The following is a 14,128-nucleotide window of genomic DNA, read 5'->3' as shown; positions in this document are numbered from 1 at the left end:
TGAGCGAAGCCATTTATCACGGAGCGGCATCGGATCCTGATAAGTGGTGCCATCCCCCTTCTTCGCTTGATGACATCTTGTTCGCATTGACAGTAACGATTATCATTTGTCTCACGATTCCCGTTATCACTCAGGACCGGCATGACCATCATCACGCGTCAGGATCATCGCTTTAGCGACCATCCTCTGATCTTTATGCAGAGCGACCGCAGCTTAGCGAGCGCACTGGAAGATCTGATGCGTGATCAACGAAGCTACATGCTGGATAACGTCAAACTCGGCCAGGCCGCTCCCGCAGGGACCTTGACGCTGGCCGAGTGGTCCACTCCGCTGCACTATCGTCGTCTGACACAGCGCTATAGCGATTATCTCTATCGCAATCACCCTGATGTGCAACAGGAAGCCAAACCGCTGCAGTCACTTTGGGCACAATGGTATTTTGGCTTGCTGTTAGCCCCGCTGATGCTAATGTTGCTGCAGGAGCCGCGGGCATTGAAGTGCGCCCCCCATCTGATTCATGTGGAATTTCATGAAAACGGCCATCCCTGTGCTTTCTGGATTGATGTGCAGGAAGATGAAGAGGCGCGTTACCTGAGTGCACAGCAGCGCATTGACCGCCTGATTCAGCAATGCCTGATCCCGGCTGTCAACGGCATGACGCAGCACGGTGATATCAACGCCAAACTCATCTGGAACAACATGGGTTATTCGTTTTACTGGTTCCTCGGTGAACTGAAAGGCCAGTTATCCGCGCCCGTCATCACTCAGCTGGAACAGGCATTGTTCTTCACCCAGACGCTGCTGGATGGCAGCGACAATCCGCTTTATCGCACCATGATCCCGCGTCATGGCGAGATGGAACGTCGCAGTTGCTGCCAGCGCTATCGCATTCCGGACGTGGAACGCTGTGGTAACTGCACGTTAAAAGTGGTTTAACCTGCGCGCATTCTGTTACAGATTCTCTTTTTATCCCGTTTACACTTTTCCCCCCTTATGGCAGCTTTTAGGCTCTGTTTTTACCGGAGAAAAAAATGAGCCTGGAGTCGGTACGGCACTTCTTTGCCGAACATGCACCGGATATCGACATCATCGAGATGCCGGAAAGCACCGCCACGGTAGAACTGGCCGCACGCGTCCATGGCGTGATGCCGGGGCAAATCGCCAAAACCCTGTCGTTGAAAGTGAAGGATGCCATTGTGCTGATCGTCACGCGCGGTGATGCCCGCCTCGACAACCGCAAGCTGAAAGCCGCACTCGGCGCTAAGGCCCGCATGTTGAGTGTGGATGAGGTGGTGAACTGGACCGGACATCCGGTGGGCGGCGTCTGCCCCTTTGGACTGGAAAATCCGCTGACCGTTTATTGTGATGTGACCCTGCGCGGTTTTGATGAAGTACTGCCCGCGGCAGGTTCGATTCACAGTGCAGTGCGCATTTCGCCGCAGCGCATGGCTGAGCTGACTGCGGCGAAATGGGTCGACGTCTGCGAGGCGCTTTAACGCTGTTCGCGCGCCACGGCACCGGATATTTCAATACCCCGCGTCTCTCGCCCGAAGGCGACAAACACGCAAATCAGCACCGCCACCGTACCGGCAACGATTGCCATCCCCAGGCCGTAGTTGCCGCCGTGAGCCTCGGCAATGCGTGACTGCAAGGTCGCATTGACCGAGGCAATCAGATTACCCAACTGATAAACAAAGCCCGGCAGTACCGCACGTGCATTCGCAGGCACCAGTTCGGTAAGATAGGTCGGCACCACGCCCCACGCGCCCTGCACCATAAACTGCATCAGGAACGCGCCGATGCCAATCATCCAGGATCCGCTGGAGAACGCCCACAGCGGCAACACCGGCAGCGCAAGGAAGGAGGCAAGGATAATCGCTTTCTTACGGCCAATGCGTTCTGACAACGCACCAAAGGTAATCCCGCCCAGCATCGCCGCAATGTTGTAGCTGATGGCGATGATGCTCACGGTGTGCGGATCAAACTGATGCTGCACTTTCAGGAAAGTCGGATAGAGATCCTGGGTGCCATGGCTAAAGAAGTTAAAGCACGCCATCAGCAGCACCATGTAGATGCAGATTTTCCAGTGCTGACGAATAATCGGCAGCAGCGCCGTGCTCTCTTTACGCTCGCGTGCAGCCAGCCAGACCGGGGATTCCGGCACTTTAAAATAGATAAATGGCAGCAGCAGAATCGGCAATGCGCCAATCAGGAACATGCCGCGCCAGCCTACCGACTCGAAAAACAGCCCAAAAATGATCGAGGCCAGCAAGTAGCCACAAGGGTAGCCCGCCTGGAAGATGCCGGACATCAGCCCACGCGAGCGATCCGGAATGGTTTCCATTGCCAGTGACGATGCCACGCCCCAGATGCCGCCCATCGCCACGCCGTAAATCACGCGGAAGGCGAGGAAGGCGGTGAAGTTCGGTGACCATGCAGAGAGCAGCTCAAACAGTGAGAACATCACGATATTGAGCATCAGAATCGGGCGGCGGCCATACTTCTCCGCCAGACGGCCAAAAATCAGCGCGCCAATTGGTCGAACCGCCAGCGTGAGCATAATGGCAACAGAAACATCGGAGACGCTGGTGTTGAAATACTGGGCAAGATCGCTGAGTACAAACACCAGGATAAAGAAGTCGAACGCATCCAGCGTCCAGCTGGCGAAACTGGCAAACGCCACGTTTCGCTGGGTCGCAGTCCAGTTGAACATAGGGGGTATCCTGTCTGATTAGCTTCCGGTTCATTGACCAGAATTTATTGGAACGTTATCCGGCGAATGATTTCGCTGGTTATTATTGTGTTAACTATTTGTATATAGCATGTCAGAAAGGGGGGCTGCGGCGGGGAATTGTCAGGGAGTGATTCGCGGTGTAAGGAAGCGTGTCATCGAGTGAAACATTGCACCGCCGTACAGCAGTGCCATCTGAAAGGGCAAATTCCTGGCGGTATGGCAGGAAGACGGGTGCGGCTCAGTGTGCCGCACGCATTGATGGGCATTCAGCGCTGCAGTTGATTAAACGCCTTCTCAATCATCTCCAGCAGCAACGGATTGTTGACGTTCTGCATCACATGCACCAATGCCCCGGTCTGTTCCGGCACGCCAATGTCCAGGCGCAGTGGCGACCGATACCGCCAGCTCTTGCCGCGCGTTGCGCCAGCGCGTAACTCAATATCGACAAAGTAATCCACCCCATCCGCCACGCGCTGATTCAATAGCCAGGCAATTACCAGCGCATCGTGGATCCAGCAGCCTGGCAGATGGCGGGTGCGAATCGAGTAATCAATCCACGGGCGCAACGTTTCACGGACAAACTGCGGTAACGGATGATCGTTGGTCGTCAGACGATTAAGATCCTGATGGGTCATCAATGTTTGTGTCGTGGCGTCCATCGGCACCAGCGTGATGGCTGCACCGCTGTGCAGCACCTGATGCGCCGCTTCGGGATCCAGACCAAAGTTGGTGTCTTTAATGTAATCATCTAAAGCGAACACACCGCCCATAATCACAATTTCTGCCACGGATTCAGCCATCTGTGGATAACGCTGCAACGCCTGCGCCACGTTAGTCAGAGGACCGATCGCCACCAGAGTAAATTCGCCGGGATTATCGCAAATCAGCTGGCCCATTACGCCTGCGGCATCATTTCCATCTGCCGCGAGCAACTGCGGCTTACGCACGCCCCGCCACAGTTCAGCGAGGTTCGCATCCTTGACGCCATCGAGGCGTGCGCGCCAGGGGGCGGGGTCTTCGCGGAGTGCCTGCAACGCGCCCTGCACTACGGGAATATTCAGCCCTAATCGCTGGAGTAAATCTTTGGCAACCTGCGCCCCTACCGCACTCGGCGTGTTGCCAGTAACGGTGGTAATCAGTTCAACCGACAGCGAAGGTGATGCCAACGCCAGTGCCAGCGCCAGGCCGTCATCGGTGTTCGCCCCTGCAATTCCATTTCCCGGATCACAATCAATAATCAGTCTTTTCATAATGTTATAGGTTTATTTTTGTTGAGTAAGCAGGCAGCCACAGGACTCACCGATTTCAAGATAGTGAGGGAACTCTGCCAGTTGGGCTTCGCCATCCCCATTTTTCAGCATGGCGATAGCGCTGCGTGCCATTTCCCGCAGCGGTTGACGTACGGTCGTCAATGTCGGGACATGGAACGCGGATTGATCGGTGCCGTTAAAGCACACCAGGGCGACATCCTGCGGCACGCGCAAACCGTGTTCAGATAGCGCACGGATACAGCCAATCGCCTGGCCCTCATTGCTGGTAAACAGCGCGCGCGGCACCTGTCCGCTGGCAATCATACGTTTTGTGGCGTCATAACCGCCTTGTCGCGAGTAGCTGGCAGGGAAAATCAGGGCTTCATCTGCCTGCAGGCCTTTCTCTGCCATGGCATCGCGCCAGCCCTGAATACGATCCTGGGCATTCAACATCTCCAGCGGACCGCTGATCATGCCAACCTGTTGATAACCGTGGCTGAGCAGATGTTCAGTCACCTGACGCGAGGCCTCGCGCTCATTGACCCGCAACATGCTCACGCCAGGACGGGGGGCAACGCGATCCAGCATCACCAGCGGTGTACCACTGGCCTGAATCACATCAATGTATGGGTGGCGATCGACACTGGTATAAAACAGGCCATCCACCTGACGATTCAGCAAGCCCTGAATCAGTTCCAGCTCACGCTTGCGATCATCTCCGGCATCCCCCAGCAGCATCACGTGGCCGTGATCCAGCGACTCCTGCAGCAGCATATGCGCCATCGAAGCCACGAAGGGGTTGCTGATATTTGGCACTACCAGGCCAAAGGTTTTGGTGCTGCCGGATGCCAATGCTCGCGCCACCGCATTCGGTCGATAGCCCGTCTGTTTAATCGCTTCCAGCACGCGCAGCCGCGTGGCTTCCGCCACCGGGCGCGGTCCGTTGTTAATCACATAGCTCACTACCGCCACTGAGGTGCCGGCGGCTTTCGCCACATCGCTACGTGTTACATTTCCGCCTGGGGATTTCGCCAATGCTCTTGCCTCTGCATGAATGCCATTGGCCGGAATAACCGGCCAATGGCAATGTTTCACTTACAGCGTGTTGCGCGTCAGATCGCATCTTCCGGTAGATTCAGATCGCGCCCACGCGTTTCCGGTGCCACAAACGTGGTCAGAAAACCGATGGTCGCCATCGCCGAGAAGTACACGGCAATCGCCCACCAGTGTCCGGTGAACGATAACAGCGCCGCAGCCACCAAAGGTGCTGTCCCTCCAGAAAGGATAGACCCCAGCTCTTTTGCCACCGCCATCTTGGTGTAACGGTGTTTGACACCAAACATTTCCACACCCCACGCGGCCTGCACCCCAAAAATACCGAGCGAGGCCAGCGCCATGCCTACGACCATCACCGGGATCACAATCGCCGGGTCACGGCTGTCCATCAGGCTGAATGCCGGCCAGGCGTAAATCATCAGCAGCAGACAGAAACCACGGTAGGTGATACGGCGGCCAAAGCGATCAGACATCCAACCGGCGAACGGGATAATCAGGAAACCGAGTACCGAGGCGATAAACACCGCCGTGGTTGGCACCGATTTATCAAGCATCAGTACTTTCGCGACGTAGCCGACGATAAAGCCCTGCGCCAGATAGGAAGGACCGTTTTCGCCGATACGTAAGCCGACCATGGTCCAGAACGCACGGCTGCGTTGCCAGAAACTACGGGTATCAACGGCTGCATGCTGCAACGTGGCACTGCGTTCCGCCTGCAAAAGTGCCTGCTGACGTTCAAACACCGGGGTTTCACGAAGATGGCGACGCAGCCACAACGCGACCACGGCAATCAGCACGCTACTGAGGAACGGAATACGCCAGCCCCAATCCAGCAGAGTTTGTTTATCCATCTGAATCACCGCCAGCCATACCAGCGAAGCGATCAGCGTGCCACTATTCGAGCCGAGGGCAATCACGGAAGAGACCAGACCGCGACGCGCAACCGGGGCATATTCGCCCAGCATCACGGTGCCACCAGACAGTTCCGCACCGGCGCCCAACCCTTGGGTAAAGCGCAACAGCACCAGACAAGCGGGTGCCCAGACGCCGATCGTGGCGTAAGAAGGGATGAGACCAATCAAGGTTGTCGATGCGCCCATCAGGATGATGGTGGCGATCATCACGGTCTTGCGACCTTTGCGGTCACCGATCCAGCCAAACAGCAGCGCACCAATTGGACGTGCAATAAACCCGACGGACCAGGTGGCAAAACTGGAGAGCAGCGCCATAGCGGGTGTGGCATTGGGGAAAAACACATCGCCAAAGATGATGCCTGCTGCCAGGCCATAGAGTGCGAAATCCGCATACTCCATTGCCGTGCCGAGCCAGCAAGAGAAGGTGGCGCGCCAGAAATCTTTGCGGCCAGAAGAGGTTTCCAGCCGCATGTCAGCAGCTGAAGAGGTGCTCAGTGAAGTTTGTTGCGAAACGGACTGATGTACCGTCATGACCTTTTCCCTGAAATAGGTGAAAACAGCAAACGCCCTTCCGTGGGACGGTTCCCTTGCAACAAGCGGAACTCCCCGGTGAAGACGTTCAGTAGGCAAACCTGGATGAAAGTCAAAAGAACTCCCTGGTGTTGGAATTCACTCATTCGCCTGTTCTCGTCGATGTTTTTTTCATCGATCGCATTAGTAAGGCAAATGTAACCACGTCATCTCAAGGCCAACTTTGTCTCTGGCACCGTGAGTTATCACTGTGGACACAGTCTATCTACGCGCGTAGATAAATCAAGTGATAAAAGTGAAAATAATTAATTTATCTTCACTATAGCTCGGGATTAGAAAGCAAAAATGGCGTTAATTCATAACATTACAGCTCATTCAAACCAACAGCAGCGCATTAACCTCAATGTAATTAACGAGCGTTGCTTATCATTAGCTGAGTTGTGGCTGATCCTTCATCGCGCTTTTTTTCGCACAAATCAGTTAAGCTTTAATGACAATTGCGAATTAATCTTAAAACCCTTTCGCCAGTGCGCTTCAGCTATCACCTGCATTACACTGGGTAAAAATCACACAGGGCGCCTATGACCATCATCCTCATGCGACACGGTAAACCTGACCATCCGGTCAGCGGGCGCTTTACTGCGCGAGCGCTGGCCGACTGGTGTGAAGGCTATGACCTGGCTGACATTTGCGACTCGCCGCCGCCACGCAGTATGGCCATCGCTCGAATGGCCCGCGTGATCGCCTCCAGCCCGCTGCCCCGCGCGCGTTCATCGCTCACGCGTCTCGGCCTGCAACCGCATGAGGTGGATGAGGTTTTCAGTGAAGTGGCCATGCCGCTGCTGCCGTTCGAACGCCTGCACCTGCCGCTGACCGTTTGGCTCGCGCTTTTGCGCCTGTTATGGTTATGCGGTTACGCCGGGCATGTGGAATCCTTGCCCCATGCCCGAGCTCGGGCGCGTCAGGCGGCAGATAAGTTGGTCACGTTATCAAAACAGGGAACGGTATTACTGGTGGGGCACGGCATCATGAACAAAATGATCGCCCGGGAATTGCGTAAACGCGGCTGGCAGGCGGAAAAACATGCCAGCAGCCGCCACTGGAGCAGCGCGATTTACCACCGCCCGTTTATTTAACCCTGTTACGTCCAATCAAACGTCGCGATCAGGTGCCTGACGAACGTTGCCACAAGGAGATGCCCCGCCGTCAGTTCAACTGGAAGTAACTCAGCACCTCACAGCCTTTTCCGGCGTTCGGGGTCGCTACCACTTTCATTTGCAGCAAATCAATCACACTCAATGTTCCATCGCCTTCATTGGCAATCAGCAGCGTTCGATTATCAGCACTAAAACAGCCATCCATCGGTTTGTTGCCGACCGGAACATCCCCCAACGGATTGAGTAAATCATCAAACAGTGTGATGAGCGGCTCCTGATCGCCAATTGCTACCAATCGCTCACCGTTGGCGCTAAAACGTACCACCTGGCAGGGCTGTTGATGGGCCGTGAGTTTAATGCGCTGGCGAATACGATGGCTTTGGCGATCGACCACATACAGTAACGGCGCGTCGGCCGCGCTAGCGACCAGATAAGGATGCTTCGGCGAGGCCGCGATACCGGAGATCGGCCCCGGCAGAAGAATGTTGTCAATGATGCGCCCTTCTGCCTCGCACAAATCCACCACCGTGATGCTGGCGTCTTCTTCGTTCTCTGTGAACAATTTACGCCCGCTGGGTGAGAGCGTCAGACGATGCGCATTGTGCGATGGCAGCTTTATCATTTTCTCCACCCTATCGGTAACGGGATCGATGACTGCCACGGCCGCACTGTTTTCACAGCAGAGGTAGACTTTTCCATCGCGGCCCAATTGGCCACTGTGGGGCGACTGCAACGGAGATAAGTCGATAAAACCGCTGATCTGGCGTTTGCGTAGATCGATCACCGCCACTTTGTGACCGGGGTGGGGATTGTCTCCATGAATGCCATCACCATAGATCGGCACATAGGCTTTCTCTTGCTCAGGCAACATCAGTAGCTCATGCGGACGCGGCGGAAACGCATTCAGCTCCTGTTGCACGGCAAAGGTGTCGGGATCGAGAAACAGAACCCGATTCCCCTGCTTATCGACCGCCAGTAATCCACGGTTGTGTGGCTGCATAGTGCCTCCTTTGTGTTAACCACCTCGTCTAAGCGTAGTTAACCTGCATCAGGAAGGGGAAAATCCCTGCCAGGCCAGCGAAAAATGTAGCCGCTTTAAACCATTTGAATGCGGGAATTTTTTATCTAAGCCGCAGCCAGCACCAAGACCAAGTTATTTTATTAGGAATAGTCCTAATGATGATTAATTATAAAATCAGTCGGCCATTCAATTATTTCCGGGAAATTTTACCCTTAACGGATCCTTCATTTTCCGTTTTATCTGAAAGAAAAAAAAAGTCATAGCCTCTAAGGCCAGAATGCTTTATTAAGCTGATGTGAGTACTTTTTACACACAGCCGTGAGGAAACATAAGAGCGCATAAGCTGCCAGCATCAGGGAATCCTTGCCACCATAATCACAATAATCAGGTGCACCATGAATAAAAAACGTCTCCAGCCAGCGCTCGCGCTCTGGCAGAACTGGAAAAGAATCGCTTTTACCAGCCAGACATTACTGCAGAAAAAACAGCATACTGCGCTCTGCGCGCCGGAGTACGATCCTAGCGAAGAGGACAATATCGTGTTGTTTTCTGGCGAAAAGTCGCTGCCAGAAATACCGAAAAAAGTGTGGATGTATTGGGATAATGAATATTTACCGAAATCCATGATGTTAAATATTCAAAAGCTGCGCAAAGATAATCCTGATCACGATATCTATTTGCTCAATCGATTAACGGTAAAAGAAGTTTTACCTGATTTTATTTTCACCTCAACATTATTAAGCGAACAGCAAAAAAGCGAAGTCATTCGTCTGGAACTGCTGTTGCGCTACGGCGGTATTGCCATTGATTGCAGCACGCTGTTATTTGAAGATCTCTCATGGGTACATCGTGCTCATCAAGAGCGCTGCATGGATGTGATTGGTTATTATCGTGAAAACTCCACCGTCAATTATCTGGCGCCAGTGATTGAAAACTGGTTTCTGGCGGCGGCTCCGAATAACCCGTTTATTCGTGAATGGCAGAAGCAATACGCCCCCATCAAACATCTGGGTGAGCAGAATTATTTCAACGAGCTCAACAAGCGCGATGACTTTTCACTCCTGACCCAGAAAATTGATCAACCGCAGCAGCAGTTGGGTTCATTGGCACAACAGGCGGCGATGCGGGAATATCGTCGGGTGAATCTCTATCTGCGCAAATGTGAAGCCAACGCTTACTATTATCAGCGTTTGAGCGGCTGGAAAAGCGAGGCGTTTGCACATGCCATCCTGTTCAACCAGCGTCCTATGACGCCACCACCGGTGATTAAGCTCAGCGGTAACGAACAGATGCACCTCGACTTCAACCTGCGTTTAGGCAATTACAACCGCAGTAGCCTGCTGGGTGAGATGATGCAGCCGCATGCGGCGATGGCGTTGGCTTCACCCATCAACAAAGCGCGCGCGTAGCCAGTGGATAAAGGTGGTCACCGCCCGTGGCACCTGTGCCGCATACGGGCGCACCACCCACAGCCGATCGGCAAAAGCATCCACGGTTTGCCACTGCGGCAGAACCTGTTGCAACGTGCCTGCTGCCAGCGCCGCCGCGGCGCTGAAATCGGGCAGCATGGCAATGCCCAGCCCTTGCAACGCGGCATCGCGGATTGATTCGCTGTTATTGGTGGCAAAATTACCCTGAATTTTCACTTGCACGGATTCACTGCCGCCACTCACCGGGCGGAAACGCCATTGTGGCGATTCCAGACCACGCGGGTAGTAGAGGCAGTTATGTTGCTGCAACGATTCTGGCACCTGAGGCACACCGTTTTGCGCCAGATAAGCCGGCGAGGCCACTAACAGCGCGCGCGTCTCACACAGCGGCAACGCCACATGGGTTTCGGGCAATGTCTGGCTGTGGCGGATGGCGAGATCAAATCCTTCACTGCCTAACGACACTAAGCGATCGGTAACATCCAACTGCAGCCGCACCTGCGGATACTCTCGCAAAAAATCACCGATAATCGGCACCAGCTGCTGACGTGCAAACGCCACCGGCGCGCTGACACGCACCAGGCCGCGAACTGGCCCGGCCTCATCACGCACGCTGAAAAAGCTTTGGGCGATGCGCGCGAAAGGATCGCGCAACTCATCCACCAGCTTCTCGCCCGCCGAGGTCAGACGCACGCTGCGCGTGGTGCGCTGCACCAGTGACACCCCCGCCATCTCTTCCAACTCTTTAATCTTTTGGCTCATGGCCGCTTTGCTGACATCTAATCGTTCAGCTGCACGAGTAAAACTGCCCAGTTCAGCCAGCACCGTTAGCCAGTGCAAATGCACCCAGAGCGCATCAGTTTTGATTTCTTTCATATGGATTGTTCAAAATAATAAATAATCATTTCAACCAGCGCGCTTTTTCTTTCCTGCAGCAAGCGGCAGCATAAAGCCACATCCTACTCTTATCTTGTGAGCAAAAACGAGGGTTTATTTATGCCGTTACTGACTTTTGATGTGATTCAGGGCCGTTCTGAATCAGAAATTCGTACCTTGCTGGACGCCGCGCACCGCGCGGTATTAACCGCGTTCAAAGTACCCGCGCGGGATCGCTATCAGATTGTTCATGAGAATAAACGCTATCAAATGGTGTTTCAGGATACCGGGCTGGGTTTCGAGCGGACCGATAACCTGGTGATGGTGCGCGTGTACACCAGCCCAAGAAGCGAAGAACAGAAAACGCTCTTCATGGCAGAGCTAGCGCGCGAGTTGCAGGAAAATTGTGGCGTGCAGGGCAACGATCTGATGATCAGTTTTATCACTAACAGCAAAGGCGACTGGAGCTTTGCCGACGGCGAAGCGCAGTATCTGACTGGCAAGCTCTAATCCCTCCTCGCCCCTCGCTGGCAGCGACGCGTGCGTTGCTGCCAGGTCAAACCATAGTCAATCTAAACCTGCCTTAAACGGATCGGAACCCGCCGCACAATTCTGTGTGGTTATGTTGCAGCACTGTGACAGCCCATATAAATTGACGCATAACCCCCAAAGAGGGCCGAGGGCGCAGGGATGGCGTCACTAATTTATGTGAGGATCAAACCTTGTCCGAGTTGGTTTCGGTTGTACTCTTTTTAGCGGCAATCGCCGTTTACTCCTGTAAAGCCGGGCGAAATAAATTCTGGTTTATCCTGATCTTAGTGCTGCTCACGCTGTTTATCGTGCTCAATGCCACGCTGTTTGCCAGCAACTATTTTACCGGCGATGGCATCACCGATGCGGTGCTGTATACCCTGACCAACAGCCTGACAGGTGCCGGCGTCAGTAAATATGTGGTGCCCGCCATTGGATTAATCATTGGTCTGTTTTTGCTGTTTTGCCTGCTTTCCTGGCTGCTACGCCGCCGTAGACGGCCGCATCATTTAGGCTGGAGTTTACTGGCTATCGCCTGCGCTGCAGGTTCGGTGCAAACCACACCTGCTTTTCGTCAGGTGAAAGATCTTATTGCCTCGCACTCACGTCTGGCCGACTCTGATTTCGATAACTATTATAAGACGCCCAATAAAACCATTCCCGAACCCAAACTTAACCTGGTGTACATCTACGGGGAGAGCCTTGAACGCACCTATTTTGATCAAGATGCTTTCCCCGGACTCGCGCCGGAACTGAGTCGCGAAAAAGACCAGAGCATCGATTTCAGTGAAACCGAACAGTTGCCAGGCACCGATTACACCATCGCGGGGATGGTGGCTTCGCAATGCGGTATTCCCCTGTTTGCGCCTTTTGATGGAAACGCCTCGGCCTCGCTTTCCAGCTTCTACCCACAGAATATTTGCCTCGGCGATATCCTGAAGAACTCCGGTTATGAAAACTGGTTTATTCAGGGCGCGGATTTACGCTTTGCGGGCAAGGACACCTTCCTGCTGTCACACGGCTTTTCGCCCGCACATATGTATGGTTCAGAAGAGTTAAAGAGCCGGGTTGCCGATCCTGGCTACCGCAACAACTGGGGTTTTTACGATGACACGGTGATGGACGAAGTGTTTGAGAAGTATGAAGAACTTTCACGTCAGCAAAAGCGGTTTGCCTTATTTACCCTGACGGTGGACACCCATCATCCTGACGGCTTTATCTCGCGCAGCTGTCAGCGTAAAAGTTACAGCTACGATGGAAAACCCAATCAATCCTTCAGCGCTGTGGCATGCTCACAAGAGCATGTCGCGCGTTTGATTGCGCGTATCAAAGCGTCGCCCTGGTTTAAAAACACCATCATCGTGGTCAGTTCGGATCATCTGGCCATGAATAACACTGCGCATCAGTATCTGATTAAGCAGCCGCGCCGCGATCTGTTTATGGTGATTCGTGGTGACGAGCCACAGGCGGAAGTGCTGGATGGCAAACGCAGCACCCTGGATAACGGTGCCACGGTGCTGGATATTCTGGGTGGTGATAAGGCAATTGGACTCGGCCGCAGCGGCCTCTCTTCAACATCTTTATCGGCTCAGTTTGAAGACATGGCGCAGAAGGTGACGGCATGGAAAGCCGATATCATTCAGCTGTGGAAATTCCCCAGTAAGATGGATGTCTTCACCATAGATCAGCCCAAAAACACCTTCAGCTTCTCGGGATCAACCTTCAAATTGCCGATTCTGTTCCGCGTCGGGCAGGATCGCGTCGAGCCACTGCCAGAAGGCGAATATTCTGCTCCACTGCGCTACCAGCTCGCGGACTTTACCGCCTCGGATAAATTCGTCTGGGTCGATCGCTGCTTCAAGATGGGCCGCTTATGGCAGCCTGATTTGGCCCTCTCTACCGATCTCTGTGTCGCCATGGGCCAGATGGGCGCAAAACCGTCGGTAACGCGCATCGATAAACCGCAGTGGAAGGGCAAAGCGCAATTCCCGAAAGTCGAGGTGAGTGCCGCGACTTATCAACTCAATGAGCAGCAGATTCGTGTGGAAGATAATGCGATTCGCTATAACGCCGACAGCTTCCTGCTGACCGTGCCTGGCGCCCCCACTGGCGTGAAAGGTTTCACCGGGATTTCACGGCCCGAAAGCTGGGGACGTTGGTCAAATGCGAATCTGGCACCTGAAGTGAACATCGAATATGTCGAACCTTTACCGTCTCGCTTTGATGTGCAGATCACCGCGCGCGCTTTTGGACCCAATGCGCATCGACTGATTCCAGTCCGCGTAGGCAATGAAGAGCAGATGCTGAATCTGGGCGATGATTTCTCAACCACCACACTGCACTTCAGCAATCCCAACGGAAGTCACAACCTGATTATTGCGCCACCGGAGCCGCAACTCTCTAACGTCGGCAATATTACCGGGCAGGATCCGCGCAAATTGGGCATTGGTATGGTGGAGATAAAAATTATTCCACATCCGTAACGCGAACTATTTCTTTCACAAACCAAGGCCTGCCTGTGCGCAGGCCTTTTTATTAGCCATTCACGTTACTCATTGTAAGCATTGATTTTTTCCGAGGTAGCGCGCAAAATCCATATTGTCACATTGAGAAACTATCACCCTCTGG

At 53.8% G+C, this 14,128-nt stretch carries 12 protein-coding genes; 6 read left to right on the top strand and 6 right to left on the bottom strand.

The genetic code is table 11. From position 1 onward, the window contains the following. Positions 1 to 141 precede the first annotated feature (141 nt). Together fhuF and FD744_RS14305 are read left to right on the top strand one after the other, a co-directional pair. Positions 142 to 936, top strand: coding sequence for a siderophore-iron reductase FhuF (gene fhuF / locus FD744_RS14310; protein ID WP_160868543.1), 795 nt, complete (start codon positions 142 to 144; stop codon positions 934 to 936). Positions 937 to 1,031: 95 nt separating this feature from the next. After that, on the top strand, positions 1,032 to 1,496 hold the full coding sequence (locus FD744_RS14305; RefSeq protein WP_034826269.1) for a YbaK/EbsC family protein: 465 nt from the start codon (positions 1,032 to 1,034) through the stop codon (positions 1,494 to 1,496). Here the strand turns inward: FD744_RS14305 and FD744_RS14300 are convergent. The 4 genes from FD744_RS14300 to FD744_RS14285 form a co-directional block, all read right to left on the bottom strand. After that, a complete protein-coding gene (locus FD744_RS14300; protein WP_034826271.1) occupies positions 1,493 to 2,713 on the bottom strand; it encodes an MFS transporter in 1,221 nt (406 codons plus the stop codon). The two genes, FD744_RS14305 and FD744_RS14300, sit on opposite strands and share 4 nt — an antisense overlap. A 287-nt stretch (positions 2,714 to 3,000) precedes the next feature. Further along, a complete protein-coding gene (locus tag FD744_RS14295) occupies positions 3,001 to 3,984 on the bottom strand; it encodes a nucleoside hydrolase (RefSeq protein WP_160868542.1) in 984 nt (327 codons plus the stop codon). 12 nt (positions 3,985 to 3,996) lie between these two features. Then, positions 3,997 to 5,019 (bottom strand): LacI family DNA-binding transcriptional regulator, encoded by a 1,023-nt coding sequence (locus FD744_RS14290; protein WP_058959396.1) that lies wholly within the window; start codon positions 5,017 to 5,019, stop codon positions 3,997 to 3,999. 77 nt (positions 5,020 to 5,096) lie between these two features. Next, positions 5,097 to 6,485: an MFS transporter gene (locus FD744_RS14285; RefSeq protein ID WP_160868541.1), complete on the bottom strand. Its 1,389-nt coding sequence runs from the start codon at positions 6,483 to 6,485 to the stop codon at positions 5,097 to 5,099. 581 nt (positions 6,486 to 7,066) lie between these two features. Between FD744_RS14285 and FD744_RS14280 the strand changes: the two genes are divergently transcribed. Beyond that, positions 7,067 to 7,621 (top strand): histidine phosphatase family protein, encoded by a 555-nt coding sequence (locus tag FD744_RS14280; protein WP_160868540.1) that lies wholly within the window; start codon positions 7,067 to 7,069, stop codon positions 7,619 to 7,621. Between the two features lie 70 nt (positions 7,622 to 7,691). Here FD744_RS14280 and FD744_RS14275 read toward each other — a convergent pair whose 3' ends face one another. Beyond that, on the bottom strand, positions 7,692 to 8,642 hold the full coding sequence (locus tag FD744_RS14275; protein ID WP_160868539.1) for a YncE family protein: 951 nt from the start codon (positions 8,640 to 8,642) through the stop codon (positions 7,692 to 7,694). Between the two features lie 416 nt (positions 8,643 to 9,058). On the opposite strand from FD744_RS14275, the gene FD744_RS14270 reads away from it, so the two are divergent. Beyond that, the gene (locus FD744_RS14270; RefSeq protein ID WP_034826283.1) at positions 9,059 to 10,072 is read left to right on the top strand and encodes a glycosyltransferase family 32 protein; all 1,014 of its coding nucleotides are present in this window, start codon (positions 9,059 to 9,061) and stop codon (positions 10,070 to 10,072) included. Here the strand turns inward: FD744_RS14270 and FD744_RS14265 are convergent. Next, positions 10,046 to 10,969, bottom strand: a complete 924-nt coding sequence (locus FD744_RS14265; protein ID WP_045832974.1) for a LysR family transcriptional regulator — start codon at positions 10,967 to 10,969, stop codon at positions 10,046 to 10,048. The genes FD744_RS14270 and FD744_RS14265 overlap by 27 nt on opposite strands. A gap of 120 nt (positions 10,970 to 11,089) precedes the next feature. Here FD744_RS14265 and FD744_RS14260 point away from each other — a divergent pair, with 120 nt between their 5' ends. Together FD744_RS14260 and opgB are read left to right on the top strand one after the other, a co-directional pair. Then, on the top strand, positions 11,090 to 11,479 hold the full coding sequence (locus tag FD744_RS14260) for a tautomerase family protein (RefSeq protein ID WP_034826287.1): 390 nt from the start codon (positions 11,090 to 11,092) through the stop codon (positions 11,477 to 11,479). A 212-nt stretch (positions 11,480 to 11,691) separates the two neighbouring features. Continuing rightward, the gene (gene opgB, locus FD744_RS14255) at positions 11,692 to 13,983 is read left to right on the top strand and encodes a phosphatidylglycerol--membrane-oligosaccharide glycerophosphotransferase (protein ID WP_160868538.1); all 2,292 of its coding nucleotides are present in this window, start codon (positions 11,692 to 11,694) and stop codon (positions 13,981 to 13,983) included. Positions 13,984 to 14,128 lie beyond the last annotated feature (145 nt).

It is taken from the genome of Pantoea sp. Taur, assembly GCF_009830025.1.
Classification (GTDB): Bacteria; Pseudomonadota; Gammaproteobacteria; order Enterobacterales; family Enterobacteriaceae; genus Pantoea; species Pantoea communis.
This window is presented reverse-complemented; position numbering and strand designations above follow the sequence as displayed.

Coding starts and splice junctions, on each gene's coding strand:
- FD744_RS14285 (WP_160868541.1), bottom strand. CDS start 6,485: ATGACGGTACATCAGTCCGTTTCGCAACAAACTTCACTGAGCACCTCT.
- FD744_RS14265 (WP_045832974.1), bottom strand. CDS start 10,969: ATGAAAGAAATCAAAACTGATGCGCTCTGGGTGCATTTGCACTGGCTA.
- FD744_RS14260 (WP_034826287.1), top strand. CDS start 11,090: ATGCCGTTACTGACTTTTGATGTGATTCAGGGCCGTTCTGAATCAGAA.
- FD744_RS14305 (WP_034826269.1), top strand. CDS start 1,032: ATGAGCCTGGAGTCGGTACGGCACTTCTTTGCCGAACATGCACCGGAT.
- FD744_RS14270 (WP_034826283.1), top strand. CDS start 9,059: ATGAATAAAAAACGTCTCCAGCCAGCGCTCGCGCTCTGGCAGAACTGG.
- FD744_RS14275 (WP_160868539.1), bottom strand. CDS start 8,642: ATGCAGCCACACAACCGTGGATTACTGGCGGTCGATAAGCAGGGGAAT.
- fhuF (WP_160868543.1), top strand. CDS start 142: ATGACCATCATCACGCGTCAGGATCATCGCTTTAGCGACCATCCTCTG.
- FD744_RS14300 (WP_034826271.1), bottom strand. CDS start 2,713: ATGTTCAACTGGACTGCGACCCAGCGAAACGTGGCGTTTGCCAGTTTC.
- FD744_RS14280 (WP_160868540.1), top strand. CDS start 7,067: ATGACCATCATCCTCATGCGACACGGTAAACCTGACCATCCGGTCAGC.
- FD744_RS14295 (WP_160868542.1), bottom strand. CDS start 3,984: ATGAAAAGACTGATTATTGATTGTGATCCGGGAAATGGAATTGCAGGG.